Genomic DNA, 17,958 nt, shown 5'->3' with positions numbered 1-17,958 from the left:
TTAATGCAATCATGAGCAACAAATAAAACCGCTATTTATTAGATGAAACAAAAAGTATCGTTAGTGTTATCCGGTGGAGGCGCGAGGGGCATTGCACATATTGGTGTGATCGAAGAATTAGAAAGGCAAGGATTTGATATAACCGCTGTTTCAGGAACGTCAATGGGCGCTGTTGTTGGAGGAGTATATGCTTTAGGACAAATGCCAGCGTATAAAGACTGGCTCTTTACATTGGATAAGCTAAAGGCTTTTAGCCTTATTGATTTTACCTTTAGATCCCAGGGCTTAGTTAAGGGCGACAAACTATTCAATACCATGAAAGCATTCATATCGGATGCGAATATTGAAGATTTAAGAATACCTTACGCAGCTATAGCTGCCGATATCATTAATAAAAAAGAAGTCGTTTTTACCAGTGGAAGTATTTACGACGCCATAAGGGCATCAATCGCCATTCCAACTGTTTTTACGCCGGTGAAGTCGGGAGATGGCTTACTTGTTGATGGTGGCATTATTAACAACCTTCCTATTGAGCATGTTAAAAGATCTCCGGGGGATATACTGGTAGTAGTTAACGCAAATGCTTTAATACCAGTTGATAAACCGCTGGTTCCCGAAAATAAAAAAGCAATCAAACAATCTATTTATCGACAAAAGATCAGGGATTTTTACAGACAATTGTCCAAGATCCGCCCCTCCCGCCAGAAAGAAAAGTTTGGATATTTTGACGTGATCAATAAGACCATTAGTTTAATAACCTACCACACAACACAACTGGCCCTTGAAAAATACTCACCTGATATCCTGATTAATATATCACGCGACTGTTGCAGCGCCTATGATTTTTACAAAGCAGAGGAAATGGTTGAACAAGGTAAATATTCGGCCAATAAATGTATTGAAGCGTTTAAAAACAAGATTTAACTCAATATTATTTAAACATCCGTACAAGCATCTGGTGAAAGCGCTTGATAGGTAATCAGTAGCTGTAACAATATTTATACAGAAAATATAGCCAACGTTCACAAGTCATCATGGTTAATTTATTAGCTTCAACACCTGGTAGCAAAGGATAATTTTAATAAATTATCAGTGTATGCTTATCCTTAATATTGATTGTATGAAGAATAGATTTTTTCGGTGGTTAGACAATTCGTTTCGCAAAATTGACAAAGAACATATCAGAAGGACAAACAATATTCAACATATTCCAGATTTTGACAATCGAAGAGGAGGAAAAACTTCTTATGCTGAATGGGCGCATGTTATCGGGATTTTCCAAACTTTGATTTATCAAACTTTAGAAAAAAAAACAGGGAATAATATTTTAGATATTGGCTGCGGAACCGGATTGCTTGGGATGTCTTCTCAGCCATTTATTGCCGATGGTGGAGAATATACCGGTATCGATGTTATGATTAAAGATATCGAATTTTGCAAAAAGCACTATCAGGCAGGGTATTCTTTTATTCATTTAAATGTATCAAACCCTACTTACGCCAAAACACAATCTGCTCAATTGCAACCATGGCCAGTTGCTGATGAATCACAGGATCTGGTAACTGCACTTTCTGTCTGGACCCATTTAAATGAAACTGACGCGATGTTTTACTTTAAAGAAATCAGTCGGGTTTTAAAAAATGACGGAAAAGCCATCATTACTTTTTTCTTGCTGAACGATGAATATGAAGACTCCCTTAAAAGGAGAAGCGACGCTTTGGGAAGATTCCATTCAACGAATCAGAAAGAGTGGATATTTGACGTTCCAGCCTATAAGTCTGAAAATTGGTATACAACTATTCACGCGAAAAATCCAGAAGATGTGATTGGAGTAACGTCACAGGGGATTGAACAGTTGTTAAAAGCCGCTGGCCTCAAGATGATCCGGTACTATCCGGGAAATTGGAAAGAAATACCGGGAGTTTTCTTCCAGGACGTTTTGATTATCGGAAAATAAAATTTATGTAGGTTGTAATAAGTGTTATAATTGATCTGATGAAGGAACTATCTTAGCCGAAAGATCCGGGTCCGCCATCTTTTTATCTAAAGGAAACATAGGGCGCAGGATTCTGTGATATGGTAAGCGCTCTATATTTTGATCTACCCCTCCGGGTGTTAATGCCAGCAGCCAGTCTGCCCGCATGGCATAAAGCTCAGGTTCCAGGTAACCAATTTTTACTACCACAATGTCGGCCTTTCTGGGGTTAAGGCCCAATCTGGTAAAATCAATCTCCTTGTGATATGGCTTACGTTTCTGCGTAACTATAATGTGTACGCTTCCAACCTTAATAACCGCTTCAACTTCAGCGTCTTTATCCCCAGATACTACTGCTTCTACAGTTCCGGAGATCTTTACCGGAGGGGCATAACGGGCATCTACCATTGCACCGGCATAGCCTTCTACCCGCCCTCCAACACCTGCTGCTATTGCTTTTTTTACCAGTTCCGGCCCGGGGATAGAAGCATAGATCAGTGAGGGGCCATTATCAGCTTTTAGTTCGGGGCGGGCAAGTAGCTGCGTCAATGTCCAGGTTGCATCACCGGCTCCACCAGCTGTAGGGTTATCCCCGGAATCACTGATATAGAAAGGATGCTTTTGGCTTGCCAACGCTTTGTTCAGGCATTCACTTAAGGTGCCGGTAGGCGCTACAAATTCAAAAGCCGACCTTGCATCCCAAAACCTGTGTGCTAACTGCTCAGCAGTACGCGTTACTGTTTCTTTATCATCGCCTGTAACCATAACAACAGCATGATTACGTGGTTCGTCGGCCCAGGCATACCCTATCCATATGGCTGCATCTATAATTCCTTTTTGCGCGGCAGCAGGTGCAACCGCCTTATAAATACTTTTACCTGGCTCTATTCTGGTACTTGTTTTTTCGCCGGGCAATAATACAGGTATTGGTATCCAGGCTTTGTAAGCAGGTTTTCCTTTTCCGCTTTCAATACGTTCAATCAAATTTGCCACGGCCCGTTGTTTTGTTTGCATCGCATCTTCATGAGGCGCCATCCTGTAACAAGTTATCAGATCAGTGTTTTCTGCCAAACGCCACGAAACGTTGCCATGCAGATCCATTGAAGTGGAAATAATTGTTTTTTTACCAACTACCTTTCTGATCCTTACAATAAAATCCCCCTCGGGATCATCAAGTCCCACAACACTCATAGCACCATGAATATCGAAAAACAGACCATCGTAAGGCCCATGTTTTTTAAGCGAATCGAGTGTTTTATTGACAAGCGATTCGTAGGCTTGCCGTGTAACCGCGCCTCCAGGCAACGATTTGCCAACAATAGTTGGAATCCATACGGCTTTATTACGAAGAGGTGAATCAACGGAGAAGAATGGGTATAATGAAAAAACGTCTCCACCATATTTTGCATGAAAGGCGGCTTCATCAGTAAGTGCCGGCGAAAATGTACTTGATTCTATTCCAAGGCCAGCTATAGCAATACGTGGAAGTGACTTGGCAGGAGTTTTAATCTGATTCTTCTTAGGTACGATAGCATCCTTTAAGTAAACCGGCTTTGCCTGAACTAAACAGACAAACAAACTACATGATATAACTATTAAAAATAAATGTTTCATGAGCAAAACTTTATATTTTGGAGAAATTATATAAACTTTAAATGTAATTTTTCGGAACCGTGCACCCAGGTAGCTTTACCGCAAAACGCTACGGGCTTAATGTTATGGAATAAATAAGATCTTTAAACCTAACCTGAAACCAAATATATATAAATGGCCTCACATTAAGCTCTTGCTTAAAAGTTATTCGCCTTTTGATTTTCCTAACTTATCAAACTCAACCACGCCCGCCCGCGCAGCCCAGGCAGTATACATTGCGGTAAGTTCAGTAACTTTTTGAGGATATTTGGCGCTCAGATCATTTAACTCTGAGCGATCCGTGCCGATGTTATAAAGCTCCCATTTATTATCAGGTCGTTGAGAAACCAGTTTCCAGTCGCCCTGCCTCACTGCACGGTTACCTTCATGTTCAAAAAACAGCCCACTATGCCCTTCCCATTTTTGACCCTTAAATACCGGGACCAGGCTGATCCCTTCTGTTGGTGTTATGGTATTGCCGTGGTAAACTTTAGGGTATGACACCTTTGCCAGATCTAAACAAGTGGCCATCAGATCAATAATATGCGCGGGCTTATTTGTCAATGAACCGGGCTGAATAACACCCGGATAAAAGGCAATAAAGGGAGTGGCCGTCCCGCCCTCGTACTCCCAATGTTTAAATAAACGGAACGGCGTATCGCTTACATTGGCCCCCAATGCTTCATAGGCCGTAAACGAAGTCGGATCGCTTGCGGGTTTATTGTTGGCAGCCAATACCTCCGGCGTAAAGCCGGGGCCTTTAATACTTTCGTTACTTGCTCCGTTGTCTGATAAAAACATGATCACTGTATTTTTATCCTCGCCCAACTCCTTTAATTTTTCCCTGATACGGCCTATATTTTGATCCATACGGTCAACCATGGCAGCATATACAGCCATTTTAGTATCAAAGCGCTCTTTTTCTTCCTGCGTCAGGCTATCCCATTCCGGTATACTTTTATCTTTTGGCGAAAGCTGTTCATCCTTATTGATAATGCCCATTTGTTTTTGACGTGCAAGGCGCTCCTGCCTAAGCTTATCCCATCCTTTCATATACTTACCCTTGTATTTGGCAATATCCTCAGGCAGGGCCTGAATTGGCCAATGCGGACTGGTAAAAGCCATATATAAAAAGAAAGGCTTGTTGGTTTGTTTATTACCATCAATAAACTTAATGGCGTAATCGGCATAAGCATTTGTTGAATACCAATTTGCCCCTGGAGTAAATTCCTTATCATCCAGTCCTATGGTTAGTTTTTGATTTGGGCGATAAGGCATGGTTGGGGTAAAATAACTGCTTGCTCCATCAATCAAACCAAAATAATGATCAAATCCGCGTTTAACAGGCCAGTGAGCCGGGTCGGTGCCTACATGCCATTTACCTGCCATCAGGGTGTTATATCCTCCTTGTTTAAGCGCTTCTGCAATGGTTACACAGTTTTGATTGAGATAACCCTGGTAAGCGGGTACATCACGATGATTTACCATATCGCCTACGCCGGCCTGGTGCTGATAAAGCCCTGTAAGCAGCGATGCACGGGTTGGACAACAGCGCGATGCGTTGTAAAACTGGGTCATACGCAATCCACCTTTAGCTAAGGCATCAAGGTTGGGGGTTTGTGTTTCTGCACCAAAGCAACCAATATCTGAATAACCCATATCATCGGCCAGAATAATAATGATGTTTGGCCGTTTTAACGTCGACTTATTTTGAGCGAATAAGAAATTACTTATTGCAGTTAACAGAATGATAACGCTGAGTACTTTTTTCATAGGGTAGCTATAAAGGTGAATAAACAGATCAGGCTTATTTGCCGGTTAATTTAGAAAATTCCTGTTTGGTGATTTTAAAAACAGTGCCATGCCTGATACCTTTTGGCATTTTTATCTGTTCAGATATATCAGTCCATTGTTTTAAATCGGTTGATGTGATGGCACCATATTGATGATCCCGGTATTTATCAAAATAAATTATCCATTGATTACCGATGCGCAGTGTTGTTGGCCCTTCTGCCCAATAATTGCCTGTGATAGGTCCCCCGGGGTTTGAATAGGGTCCTGTCAGTTTATCGGCATAGGCTATTTTAATATTTTTTTGTACCGGATGCAGGGTTTCATCTTTAAAAACCATCATAAAACGTTTACCATAGGGTACTATAGTGGCATCAATACTGTTAAAACCCGGATCAAACAGCAAACGCGTAGGACTGTAAGTTTTAAAATCCTTAGTGGTGATGTAATAGATCCGGTGATTGTATTTACTCTCAGCAGCGCTATCAACCAGTGGGAAGCGCCCATCAATAGTAGTAGCCCAATAGATCATGTATGTTTTTGATGACGCATCATAAGTAATTTCCGGCGCCCAGCAATTGCGAGCCCCTGGCTCGTTGGCCATAACGGGTAGTTGCTGCTGCGCTGACCAATGCAGCAAGTCGGGCGAACTGGCGTAACCAATGCCTTTATCTGTCCAGCTATCTGTCCAAACCATATGAAATAACCCATCAGCTCCGCGGATGATACATGGGTCACGCATTAGCTTATCATTTGAAACCATCGGTGTTAAAAAAGATCTATCGCCCTTTAGGGCATTCCACTGCAAGCCGTCATTACTGTAAGCCAGATGTAAACCATCCTGCCCGTTATCTTTAAAATAGCTAAACATATATACTTCTTTGGCTTGAGCCTGAACATCGGCTTTATAAACCAGCGATAGCAATAACAGTAACATTAATTTTTTCATACAGAATATTGAACTTAAACTATTTTATATTGAGGGCAATGTCCTCACGATTGCTATGGGTTGTTTTTATCCAAAGCAAATGAGCTGTTTTATCATAATACCAGCCGGCAGCGTTGTTTAATGCATCAGCACCGTTCACCGTTTTTAAAGCTTCGTTATTTTCAGTTACTAATGATGGCTCCTTATCATTACTCCAATGTATTTTAGCCAAATATATATGCGGCGCGGGAATATAACTTCCTGCAGGCTTTTTAATTTGTAACTCCAAACCTTCGGCCGCATTAGCTACGGTAATTTTGGTGATCGCTTTTTCGCCTTGCTGATATTTCAGGCTAATGCCGTCATCCTCATACAGTTTAAATTCAGATGCCTGCTGCGGAAATATATCCAGTGTGATCACATCAACCGGTTTTTCATCCATATATTTCATAGCTGGTTGCATCGGGATGATACTGCCTCCTTTTACAAAAAGCGGCAGCTGGTCTGCAGGTGTTAATACATGGATATACTGTTTTCCGTTATATTTTTTACCTGTCCAATAGTCAAACCAAATACCGGCAGGTAAATATATGGTACGTGTTTGCGCACCTTTTACGGTTACCGGGCAAACCATGATGTTATCACCAAATAAGTATTGATCGGCTATATCATACGTATTCGGGTCATCCTGGTATTCCAGCACAAGGGCACGCATCAACGGCATCCCCGTTTGGTACTGAGCATAAGCATTACTGTAAATATAAGGGATCAGCCGGTAACGCAGATCATCATATTTTTTAAAGTTGGCCAAAGCTTCGGCCCCATAGTTCCAGGGTTCCTTATATCCCGGATGATCCATTCCGAACACCATAGCCACCGGACTAAACATGCCGAATTGTACCCAGCGCATATATAACTCAGGATCAGCAGCATGTTCAAAGCCACCCATGCAATGTGCCCAATACCCTACGCCTGACATGCCTATATTTAAGCCCGCTTTTATAACCGGTGCAAAATATTGCCATTCGCTGGGCCAATCGCCGGCAAAAATATATGGATAGCGCTGTATGCCCGAATAGCCCTCCCGGGTTTGGTTAAGGCCACGGATACCATTATACCCCTGGAACTTTAAATAAGGGGCTTTAGCATAAGCGATAGGGAAAACATTGTGTAATTGCTCAATCACTTTACCCGTAGGGCCTACCTTTTCGCTTTCATTAGCTAATGAACCAAACGCGCTACCTTCGTCGGTTTTCAGGAATTTGGCCCCGATGGATGCCACCTTCATCACGCCATTATCCCACCACCAGTTGGTAGCCTGCTGATCAAAAAAATTCACAAACTCGCCCGGTTTTCCATTTTCAGGATACGTAAAACCTTTGGCTTGCGCCTGATCAAGCAGATTCAGATTTTTGGCGTTATCAAACCGTGGCCGAATATGCAATCCTACCATCTTAAAGTTCATGGCATACAAGCTGTCGAACATGGCTTTGGGGTCTTTAAATGTTTCGCGCCATTCAAAAGTTGTAGCTCCCTTGCCCCCGTTTTTACCAAACAAACGCCAGGTAGAATCCAGGAACAGAATATCAACAGGGATACCCATTTCGCGCATCTTGCGTGCCAATTCAATCACATATTTATCTGAGGTAAGTTCTTCATGGCCCCAGGTGCCGCCGCTATAAGTGCCCATATGCAAACCGAACGCAAAGCGCGGCAATAAAGGCGATTTGCCCGTAACCGACAGATAACTATTTAATATTGACGGAAATGTTGGGCCATAAATAAAGTAATAATCCAGCTCACCATCATTTGCTTTAAAACTGTATTCATCATTGTTTTTGCTGCCCATGTCCCATGCAGTGGCAGATGAGTTATGCAGATAGATGCCATATCCCCGGGTGCTCATAAAAAATGGTACCGGACTATAGTTGGCTTCATTAATGTTATAAGCGCCCAGTAAATTATTTTTGCTTTTGCCCCTGCCCACATTCAGTTTTACCAGTTTATTACGCTGGTCGGTAAAATCCATGCGCTCGCCAAAACCAAAAAAATGTTCATTTGGCATCAGATCTTTGGTACACAGCACCGTATCACCTATATGGTGCATGCCACCATTTTGTTTGCTATTCGGCACATATTCAGATGACAACATCACGCCTTTAGCATCAGACACATTAATAATAAACGGTGATTTAATAACGGTAATGATCAATGCGGATGTTTGAATAACATAGGCAGATTTGGCATCAGTTACTTTATAATTTACCGCGGGCCAGTTATAATTTTCCTGCATTAAATGCTCATCAGGCGCAAACTTACGGGTCCAGCTTGCCCTTACCCGGAACATGGCAGGCGAGCAAAACTCAATTTGTACATCGCCATTAACATTTTTAAAATATAGCGTATTGCCTTGTTTTTTATAACCCGACTTGTTACCGCCTATGCCCGTTTGGGCAAACGCGTTTACCGCAAGCAATAAAACAAGCGCAAGAAACAGCGTAACCTTCCTCATTATTTACTCAATTTATAAACTTCGCTACCCGCCAACAGGAAACAGCCCAAACCATAATCTTCAAAATCGGGCACATTATCATAACTTACCGGTTGCCCGTCTTTGGGCTCTTTGCCTGTCCCTTGTACAAATCCCAGCATACCGTCTTTATGCAAACACTCTGCCGACATGGCATTCCAGGCTTTAGTAATTATTGGTAAATAGGTTTTCTTTTTCAGGATGCCATGGTTAATGCCCCAGGCCATACCATAAGTGAAAAGCGCCGTACCTGACAGTTCTTTTCCACCAAAATGGGTGGAGTCTTTTAAGCTTACGTTCCAGTAACCATCCGCGCGTTGCAGCGGTACCAGGGCTTCAATCATTTCTTTATAAACATTAAGGTATTCATCACGATGGGGGGCATTTTTGGGCATCACTTCCAAAACACGCAGCATGGCGGCCACTACCCAACCATTCCCGCGCGACCAGTAACAATCCGCGCCGTTAGGCTCTTTGTAAGGAGGCACAAAGTCCTTATCGCGCCACCAAAGATGATCAGCAGTGTTATACAGTCCTTTTCCGCCATGAACAGTTTTGGTATAGTTATAAATGGCGAACATCTTTTCGTAATACTTATTGTCATTGTAGATCTCACCAAGTTTAGCATATACCGGCATGGCCATTTGCAACGCATCAATCCAGTTCCAGTCATCCTGTTTTTCGCTGTTCACCATGAGGTCGATGCTTTGTTTTATCTTCTCGATACGTTCCGGCTTTTTATCGATCAAATACAGATCTATATAGGTTTGGCCACAGCATTGATTATCCGCATTGCGGGTATTTACCTCTCCACGCGGGCTCCATTGATGTTTTTCGCCCCAATCAACCGCGTAATCATAGTATTTTTTCTGCGGATCTATTTTATACATCGCCATCAGGCCCTCGTAATAAACCGCCCTTGTCCACAGGTTACTGGTACGCGTAGTACCTTTTACAGTAACGGCAGCACCGGCATCCGGCCATTTTTGCATAAAATAGCTGTTGGCTAAAGTAATATCAGCCAGCACTTTACCTTTTGACGGAAGCTGTGCTTGTACACCGTTTACCATGCCTAATACTGCACCTGTGCACAGTATTGTTTTTATCCTTGCAAATAGATTGTTCATATTGTAGGTTTATATAATATCCACATTTATTTAATAATCAATACATTAAATCAAAAACTAAGGCATCTTTTTAAGGCCTTCCCACCTTACTTTCCATTTGCCATTCTTTGGGAAACCCGGATTGGTCCTGGTTGAACCATCCCACCCGGCGCACATCATGGCAACGGCTGCCAGCAAGCCGCCATTGCCCGGCAGATACAGGCGCAAGCGCCCGTCTTGGTAATTATGGCCGTTGGGCAGGTAAGTATTGGTTTTAATAGGCATAAATAAAGCATCGATGGCTTTATCGGGCATATTTAACCGGGCAGCGGTCATGGCTGTCATCGGGAAATCCCACCCCCAGGTATCTTTCCAGTCCCATATATCCCATACCAGGTCAAAGGTTTTTTTCATGACCACAGTATCCAGCTTATTATTGTAAGGCAGCATACCATAGGCAGCCAAAACCGCCGGATGATCTGTTTTTAATTTTGGATTGGTATAAGCATCAGGCGAGCTTTCCGCAGCCAGGTAAACACCATCTTTTTGGGGCAGGTTTGATAATTTCTTCAGAATAAGCGCATACTTTTCATTAGGTTGCATACCCAGGCGTTTGCGCCATTGTTGGGCTGTATTAAGCGCCCAGCGCCAATACTGCAGCTCATAGGTAGGATTAAACGTTTCTTCGGGATTGTAGCGTTCCTGAGCCAGGATAATGCCTTTGCCTAAAATGTAACGGTTATGCGCTTTATCATAAGTTGGGAATGAGGCCATAAAATCGGCATCTGCCAGTACCAGATCCTTATATTTATTTAAGGTTTGTTTATTGGGATGAGCACGATAATCCAGTTCGGCAAAATAAATAAAATGCGGCTGTTGCCATATCAGAAATGCTCCTACCGATGATGGGCTTTCATTACCGTCAGGATCGGTCATTTTTTGCCAGCGTACGCCATCATAGCCTTGCCTTTTAGCTATAGCCCGTGCATTGGCTTTTACGTGATGGTACCAATCCATGCTGTTTTCCAGCAATTTCTCTCTGCCCCAAAGTGCAAAGTGAATGCCATGCCACCAGTGCATTTCCAGGTGAGGTTTACCGTACCAGCTGTTATAGGTAAGCCCGGTTTCCTGTGGTGGTTGATGACCTGAGCATTGTATTTTGGTTAGGTATTGAGATAACACTACCCGCCGTTCCAGTTCATTGGCGCGTGGATCTGTACTGCCGCTAAAATCAACCACGCCGCCGCTTTGCCAGAAAGCTTTCCATTGCCCTATGCTGTTTGCCTGCGTTTGAGTAAAGTTGGGTAAAGCCGCCGCATTTTTGCGTGGGGTAAACAAGCAGGTAAATGTTAACAAATCCGTTTTGCCCTGCGGGGATAAAACAAATTGATGAGCGGCAGTATTTTTAACTGATGCCATACCCTGCCAGGCCAGGCGCACAAAGTATTGGTTAGTATCTAAACGATGAATAATGGTAGCCTGCTGCTGACCGGATGAAACGACGGCTGAATAGTGCTTTTCGGTTTTTTTCCAGTTATCACCATAATCAGTAAACTGGTTGGTAGGATATGGGAAACGCAACCTTACTTTAAGCCTGCCTTCAGCTAATAATTTGGATTGTACTTTTACACCTACCAAATCCTGTTGTTGATGGGCATAGGTTTGTACATGCACTATTTCGCCCTCCAGTGTAAAGGAGCTGTTAATTGCACCTGTGTAAAGATCAAGTTCCTGGCGGATATTTTGAATATCATTTATGTTTGCCTCGGTTCCATCTTTACGCAATAATATAAAACCGAGGTTGCCCAATTGCAGGCGGTGCACATTTTCACGGAACCAGTTAGCCGCATTTTTATTACGTCCGGCCTGGTTCCATTGTACTGAATAGGAAACCTTACGGCCATTAAGTGTATAGGTTTTTAATGTTTCATCAAATTTATAACCCACAGTGTCCTTAAAGCTGTGCCAGCCCCATTCAGATTGTGTACCCAACGGAATGCCTTTATCATAATGCTCCGGGAAAGTTTGCAAGCCCGTAGCATCAACCGTAAAAGCAAAACGGCCATTACCAACCGATAGGGATGATAAAGTATCTGTACCCATATTAACCACATTATGCCTTTGTACCAATGCCTTACGGTTTATTTTGGTCTGCGCCTTTACAATAACCGGGTATATACAGGTAAAAATTATAAAATATACAGGCAGTAGTTTCTTCATGTTCGGTTGTTATGATTCTATTTTAAATATAAAGGGCGAAGCCGTCATGTATTTACCACCCTGCGAGGTAGTGAACAAGTAAGTTGGTTTCCCATTCTGAAACAAGAGTTGTGGCCTTTCAAAACGGCCATATTTGTTCAGGTATTTGGGTGGAGGTGGCTGGTTGATATGATAATATTCCGCATTAAAGTAGGCTATTTCAGGTTCGTTCCATTTTTTACCGGTTCTTGACTCCATATACAAACCATATTGGTGGTTAAATACGCCCATGTCGCGGGCCAGCATCTTAAAACGGCCTTTATCCAACCAAACAAAGGCATCTTCCAGCTGGGCATTGTTACCACGGCCCGAAAAATCTATCACGGGGTTACCTTCATATTTTATATAAGGCCCCTCCAGTTTATCGGATATGGCCAGGCCATATTTCCGGTTTCCCTTTACCAACGGATCGGTTGAGGTTTCATATTCTTTGGTATTCCAAGATTTATAGAACAGCCAGTATTGCCCATTAGGATGTTTTATGAATGCCGGGTTAGTGGTACAATGGTCGTCCCATGCTCCTTCCGGTCCCGGCAATAACAAAGGCGCGTCAGGGCGTGTCCAGGGGCCATCAAGAGAATCGGCGGTGGCCAGCCCTATCCGTTTAGTATTGGTTTTACCGTTGGAGTTCCCCATAAAGAACAGGCAGTACTTGCCATCTACTTTTTTTATTGAAGGGTTATGGCAGGTGGTAGCATCCCAATATCCCGGTCCTCGCGGAGCAAGAATGGTTCCCATAAATTTAAATTCACTTTCGGGGGTATCCGCTACAGCATGGCATATTTCAGAACCATTGATCCACCCGCCCATTTTTTTTGACGCTATCCATCTGGAAAAAAACACATGGATCCTGCCGTCCGGTCCTTCAATCGGGCTGTTGCACCAAACATAGTAGCCTTCCATTTCCAGCGCACGGCCAACTGGTTTTAACTTTTTAGCAAAAGCAGATACATGATCGTTCTCTGCGCCTAATGCAAAGCCCGGCAATAATGCCATTGCCGAAATCATACCTAATTGCTCAACAAAATCTCTTCTTTTCATCACTTAAAGGATATCCACAAGTTGAATCCGTAACATTATTTTAAATATTTATTCAGTTCAAGGCGATTAAATGATTTGATACCCTGAATTACAAACTTCGCATTTAACTGCGCTCCGGGTTCAAGCGTGTGGGTAGCATCGGCACCAAAGTACGTTGATTTTACTTTCGCTTCGCCCTCGGCATCGTAATCATCAGCTATCAATTTGTTCAGATCAACGAAATATGTACCGATTTGCTCACCTATTTCCTTAGCCCATTGCCCGTAACTGTTTTCATTGTTGCGACCGGCTGATTTACCGTCCTCCCACGTATTGCGCGGTATTGGTGAACAAATAATTGGTGTAGCACCTTTAGCCTTCACATCGGTGACATATTTGCGCATGTACCAGCCGTAGGTATGTACCACTTCCTGTATTTTCCTGATGGGATTGTATATTTCCCGTTGCTCGTTGCCAATGCCCTTAATGGTTCCGCGGGCCCGGGCGGTATCATCAAGCGCACCGCTATCGTTATGGCCAAATTGCATGATCACAAAATCACCGGGTTTAACTTTTGCCAATACCTTATCCCATAGCCCCATGGTTTGAAAAGTGCGACTGCTGGTACCACCTAATGCATCATTTTCAACAGCTATTCTTGTTGTATCAAAATAGGTAGCAATATGGTTGCCCCAACCCCATAAACCACCATCGCCCCTGCCCTTACCATTCTTTACGGTTGAATCGCCAATCAGATAAAAAGTTGGTTTAGCCGCAGGTTTTATTAGTATAAAGGACGATAACACAATCACCACTATCAACAATAAGCTTAAACCTGCATTTTTACGCATAAAGTTTTTCATAATGGCTTATTAATTAACTTTTAGAAATTTATTTAAAGGATTTTTGGGATTGGCCTTAATGCCTTCCGCAACAGATTCAGCATTTATGGTTGCTCCTATTTTATTGGTATGCGTATGATCGCCGGGGAAAAATTTCTTTACTGAGTCAGGCCCCCATTTATCATACTTATCAGCAGTGATCTGGTTCATATCAATAAAGATCGCCCCTTCCTGCTGCGCTACTTCCTGTGCCCATTTGCCATAATCATTATCGGCACGGATCACTTTACCTTCACGAAACTCATTGCGGGGAATCATAGACAATACAATTGGCGTAGCACCCTTAGCTTTGGTTTCCCTGATAAATTTGCGAAAATACCAGCCATAGGTGTGTACAGTTTCCTTTACTCCATTAGGCCAGGTCAGCTCTACAGTTTCTTTGCCTATACCTTTTAACACACCACGGTATCCTTTTTTTGTGGTATCGGGTTGACTGCCTTCATTATGGCCGAATACCATCATTACGTAATCGCCGGGTTTTAGTAAAGAATCAACTTTGTTCCAGCGGCCTTCTTTTATAAAAGTACGCGTACTACGGCCCGCCATCGCATGATTTTGGATGCTGATCTTTGAAAGGTCAAAATAGTTTGGAATGATACTGCCCCAACCCCATGTTTCCTTATCACTGTTATGGGTTGTAGAATCACCGATTAAATAAATGGTCGGTTTTTGCTGATTAACAAAGGCCAGGCCCATAAAGGCAGTTATAAGCAAGATCAGCGTAATTTTCAATAGCTTCATGGTTATCTGGAATTTGGTTTATTTAGGCCTTAATATTTATTATTGAGCGCCCCCGGCATTATTTAAATTAAGTTTAGTATTGTCTTTAGTGGTGATTTGCGAATTTTTCCACTCCCATCCCTGCGCAAACTGTATATCACCAGCGGTAGCTGCCTCAATCTCAACCTGGTCAAAATGAAAATTCTGCATGGCCGACCCTTTCAGCCCTATGGCATTGATCGCCTTTTTGGCACCGGTCACTTTAACGTTAGAAATGTAGATATCTTTAAAATGCGGGATCCCCTTTTCGGCCGGTTCTACCTGGTGCAGTATTTTTTTCCAATGGTCAGGCAGGCTATCTATTTTATAACCATCAGGTAGTTTGGAGTAGCTATAGGTGGGGTTCCAGTTCATGGTGATCTGAAAGGCAGTCCCCACACCGTTCATGGTGATATTGGTAAAGTGGATATCCTCCACCGTGCCGCCCCTGGTTATGGCCGATTTAATATTGAGCCCATTGCTGGTGCCATTACCAATCAGATCAGTAGCCAATACGTGCCTGATGCCGCCCGATGTTTCGCTGCCACAGGTAAGCAGCCCTGCACCGGCCCTTGATATACATTTGCGTATCACTACATATTCGGTAGGTCTGTTTACTCTTAAGCCATCCCAATCGCGGCCTGCTTTAAGGCAAAAGTCATCATCATTGCAATCAATATCGCAATTTTGTACCAGGATCCAGCTGGATGAATCTATATCTATGCCATCAGTTGATGGCCCGTGGCCGTCAACATTGTTGCGAATAATGATACCATCCACAGTAACCTGGCTTGAATAAAGCAGCTGCACTGTCCAGAAACCAGCCTGCTGTAAAGTAATATCTTTAATAGTAATATCAGTGGAGTTGGAAACCAGCAGCGTGCGGGGGCGTTTAGCATCATAATCTACAATCCAACGCAAGCCTTTGGGGTCATACTCCGAACGCATTTTGCGGTAAATATCCCAAAAAGGTTTGCCCTGCGCGTTCACCAAACCTTTACCACTAATAGCAGCATTAGTTTGCCCAATGATATTGATCAAAGCCGCGGGCCATTTCATTTCAATACCCGCAACACGGGTATCAATTTCGGGGTAATCTTTTAGATCCTGGCTACCCATGAGTTCTACCCCCTGATCAATATTCAGGCAAACGTTTTTCTTAATAAATATGGATCCTGTTAAATATTTACCAGGTTTAAACGAAACTATACCACCACCTTTTGCCGAACATTGGTCTATGGTTTTTTGTATAGCAGCCGTGTTTATGGTTTTGCCATCTGTAACCGCACCATTCTCATTCACATATAAGGTGATTGTTTTTTGGGGATAACGTTTGGCGCCTACCTTTTTTGTCCAATCCAGGTTAGTTTGGCCACTTACAGCATTTACAGTTATAAATAATAGCAAAACGGAACAGTGTAGTAATTTCATAGATAAATTGTTCTTTAAATGGCTTATTCCCCGAAATACCGGAGGAATAAGCCATCTTTTTATGATGTTCGGGACAATACGTTCAGTATTTCCCAGGATCAATATCCGGGGTTTTGTGTGTATAATCCCGGTACTGCATCTAATTGAGTTTGTGGTACCGGGTAGATCACATAATTTGCCACAACAGGTTTAATGGCTTTTTGGGCATCTTCCTTAGCGATCCAGGCATTCATGATAGTTAGCAGATTACCACTCCTTTGCAGGTCGAACCAACGTGAACCCTCATCTGCAAACTCCCTGCGACGCTCATCAAATAACTGAGCAAGCGTTACCCCGGTTACAGATGGCAGTCCAGCCCTTGTTCTTACCTGGTTAACAATAGCATCAGCATCACCTTGCGAACCAGGAGCGCCATGCAATATGCACTCTGCTTTAAGCATCAAAATATCAGTGTACCTGATGGCAATGAAGTTAATTCCCCAGTCAAAACGACTGGCAGCCGGAATTTTGGTAATATCAAGCCATTTTTTAAAGAATGGGCGAATTTCTGTAGTACCCGCATTAGTGTAACCCGCGGTATATAAGCTAAATGCTTTACGTGTATCACCAGTCTCATAACTATTCGCCAGATCGTTTGATACCGGGATAATCTCCAGGCTTCCGTTTGATTTGGTATCCTTAATAGATAAAAAGTAAGTATTTGGAGCAAGGGCCCATGGAAATGAAGCGCCATAAAGGTCACTGCTTCCGCTTATACCGCTGGTGTACATTACATCAAAAATAGCCTCTTTATTGGTGGTTGGGCTTTGATTTGTATAAGAAAATACGTTGCTATAGTTTGGATCAAAAACAAACTGACCGCTACTGATAATATCCTGCAACAATGGCAATGCCAAATTCCATTCATTTGATCCCGTTCCGGGCCCTTCTATACCATAATTTGGTGCAGATTTAGCCATGTAAACCTGTGCAAGTAAGGCTTCGGCTGCGTATTTAGTAGCACGACCAACATCAACTCCGGTATAGGTTGCCGGTAAATTAGCCATGGCCGCCTGCAGATCGGCGATAATGAGTTTATAAACATCAGCTACTGCACTGCGGCCAATAGCACTGGCCTCTGGCGCGGTTACCGGATGATCGATAACGGGTAGCTTGCCAAAATATTTAACCAGGTCAAAATAATAAAAGGCACGCAAAAATTTAGCTTCGGCTTGTAACCTCGTAGCCAATGACGCTGAGCCTATATAGCTGCCGTTTTTGGTGATCTGGTCAAGCAGGGTGTTGGCCCTAAAAATGCCATTAAAATCCGTACCCCAGGCTTCGGTAACGTAAGCGTTTGCTGCTAACGATGGTGAAAAATCATTTACCGGATCCCAGTCGCGTACAGTAACCGAAACACCATAGATATTATCTGAGCGTATTTCAGACATGTTAGCCAGCCTTACCGGGTAATTATGCAGGTCTGCATAAATCGCGTTTGAGGCTTGCAGGAAATCACTTGGCGACTTGTAAAAAGTTGCTGTTGTTGATGTTGAAATCGGTATCTGATTTAAGTCCTTATTACAGGCAGACATCATTAAAACAGCTGATATGGTTGATAGAAAAAATATCTTTTTCATTTTGAT

The 17,958-nt window shown here is 42.8% G+C and carries 13 protein-coding genes; 2 read left to right on the top strand and 11 right to left on the bottom strand.

Annotation, left to right across the window (positions count from 1 at the left end; translation table 11 throughout):
* Window positions 1–42 precede the first annotated feature (42 nt).
* Entirely contained in the window at window positions 43–924 is an 882-nt protein-coding gene (locus M2273_RS12540) for a patatin-like phospholipase family protein (RefSeq protein WP_429397246.1), read from the top strand.
* Window positions 925–1,120: 196 nt separating this feature from the next.
* The gene (locus tag M2273_RS12535) at window positions 1,121–1,957 is read left to right on the top strand and encodes a class I SAM-dependent methyltransferase (RefSeq protein WP_429397244.1); all 837 of its coding nucleotides are present in this window, start codon (window positions 1,121–1,123) and stop codon (window positions 1,955–1,957) included.
* 24 nt (window positions 1,958–1,981) lie between these two features.
* On the opposite strand, the gene M2273_RS12530 is transcribed toward M2273_RS12535, so the two are convergent.
* The 11 genes from M2273_RS12530 to M2273_RS12480 form a co-directional block, all read right to left on the bottom strand.
* Window positions 1,982–3,589 carry a M81 family metallopeptidase gene (locus tag M2273_RS12530; RefSeq protein WP_429397242.1) on the bottom strand — a complete coding sequence of 536 codons (1,608 nt, stop codon included), beginning with the start codon at window positions 3,587–3,589 and terminating at the stop codon, window positions 1,982–1,984.
* A gap of 183 nt (window positions 3,590–3,772) precedes the next feature.
* Entirely contained in the window at window positions 3,773–5,380 is a 1,608-nt protein-coding gene (locus tag M2273_RS12525; RefSeq protein ID WP_429397240.1) for an arylsulfatase, read from the bottom strand.
* Between the two features lie 34 nt (window positions 5,381–5,414).
* Window positions 5,415–6,347 carry a glycoside hydrolase family 43 protein gene (locus tag M2273_RS12520; RefSeq protein WP_429397238.1) on the bottom strand — a complete coding sequence of 311 codons (933 nt, stop codon included), beginning with the start codon at window positions 6,345–6,347 and terminating at the stop codon, window positions 5,415–5,417.
* 19 nt (window positions 6,348–6,366) lie between these two features.
* A complete protein-coding gene (locus tag M2273_RS12515; protein ID WP_429397236.1) occupies window positions 6,367–8,838 on the bottom strand; it encodes a glycoside hydrolase family 31 protein in 2,472 nt (823 codons plus the stop codon).
* Complete coding sequence (locus tag M2273_RS12510) at window positions 8,838–9,983, bottom strand: glycoside hydrolase family 88/105 protein (protein WP_429397234.1); 1,146 nt, start codon at window positions 9,981–9,983, stop codon at window positions 8,838–8,840. The genes M2273_RS12515 and M2273_RS12510 overlap by 1 nt, the downstream gene beginning before the upstream one ends.
* A gap of 57 nt (window positions 9,984–10,040) precedes the next feature.
* Window positions 10,041–12,182: a hypothetical protein gene (locus tag M2273_RS12505; RefSeq protein WP_429397232.1), complete on the bottom strand. Its 2,142-nt coding sequence runs from the start codon at window positions 12,180–12,182 to the stop codon at window positions 10,041–10,043.
* 9 nt (window positions 12,183–12,191) lie between these two features.
* Entirely contained in the window at window positions 12,192–13,262 is a 1,071-nt protein-coding gene (locus M2273_RS12500; RefSeq protein ID WP_429397230.1) for a glycoside hydrolase family protein, read from the bottom strand.
* Window positions 13,263–13,297: 35 nt separating this feature from the next.
* The gene (locus M2273_RS12495) at window positions 13,298–14,104 is read right to left on the bottom strand and encodes a rhamnogalacturonan acetylesterase (RefSeq protein ID WP_429397228.1); all 807 of its coding nucleotides are present in this window, start codon (window positions 14,102–14,104) and stop codon (window positions 13,298–13,300) included.
* 9 nt (window positions 14,105–14,113) lie between these two features.
* Complete coding sequence (locus tag M2273_RS12490; RefSeq protein ID WP_429397226.1) at window positions 14,114–14,884, bottom strand: rhamnogalacturonan acetylesterase; 771 nt, start codon at window positions 14,882–14,884, stop codon at window positions 14,114–14,116.
* Window positions 14,885–14,923: 39 nt separating this feature from the next.
* Window positions 14,924–16,333 carry a glycoside hydrolase family 28 protein gene (locus tag M2273_RS12485; RefSeq protein WP_429397224.1) on the bottom strand — a complete coding sequence of 470 codons (1,410 nt, stop codon included), beginning with the start codon at window positions 16,331–16,333 and terminating at the stop codon, window positions 14,924–14,926.
* Between the two features lie 98 nt (window positions 16,334–16,431).
* Complete coding sequence (locus tag M2273_RS12480) at window positions 16,432–17,952, bottom strand: RagB/SusD family nutrient uptake outer membrane protein (protein WP_429397222.1); 1,521 nt, start codon at window positions 17,950–17,952, stop codon at window positions 16,432–16,434.
* Window positions 17,953–17,958 lie beyond the last annotated feature (6 nt).

Origin of the sequence: Mucilaginibacter lappiensis (assembly GCF_050433765.1) — a bacterium.
Lineage (GTDB): Bacteria > Bacteroidota > Bacteroidia > Sphingobacteriales > Sphingobacteriaceae > Mucilaginibacter > Mucilaginibacter lappiensis_A.
The sequence above is the reverse complement of the archived record's forward strand: the minus strand, read 5'-3'. Positions and strand labels throughout refer to the sequence as shown.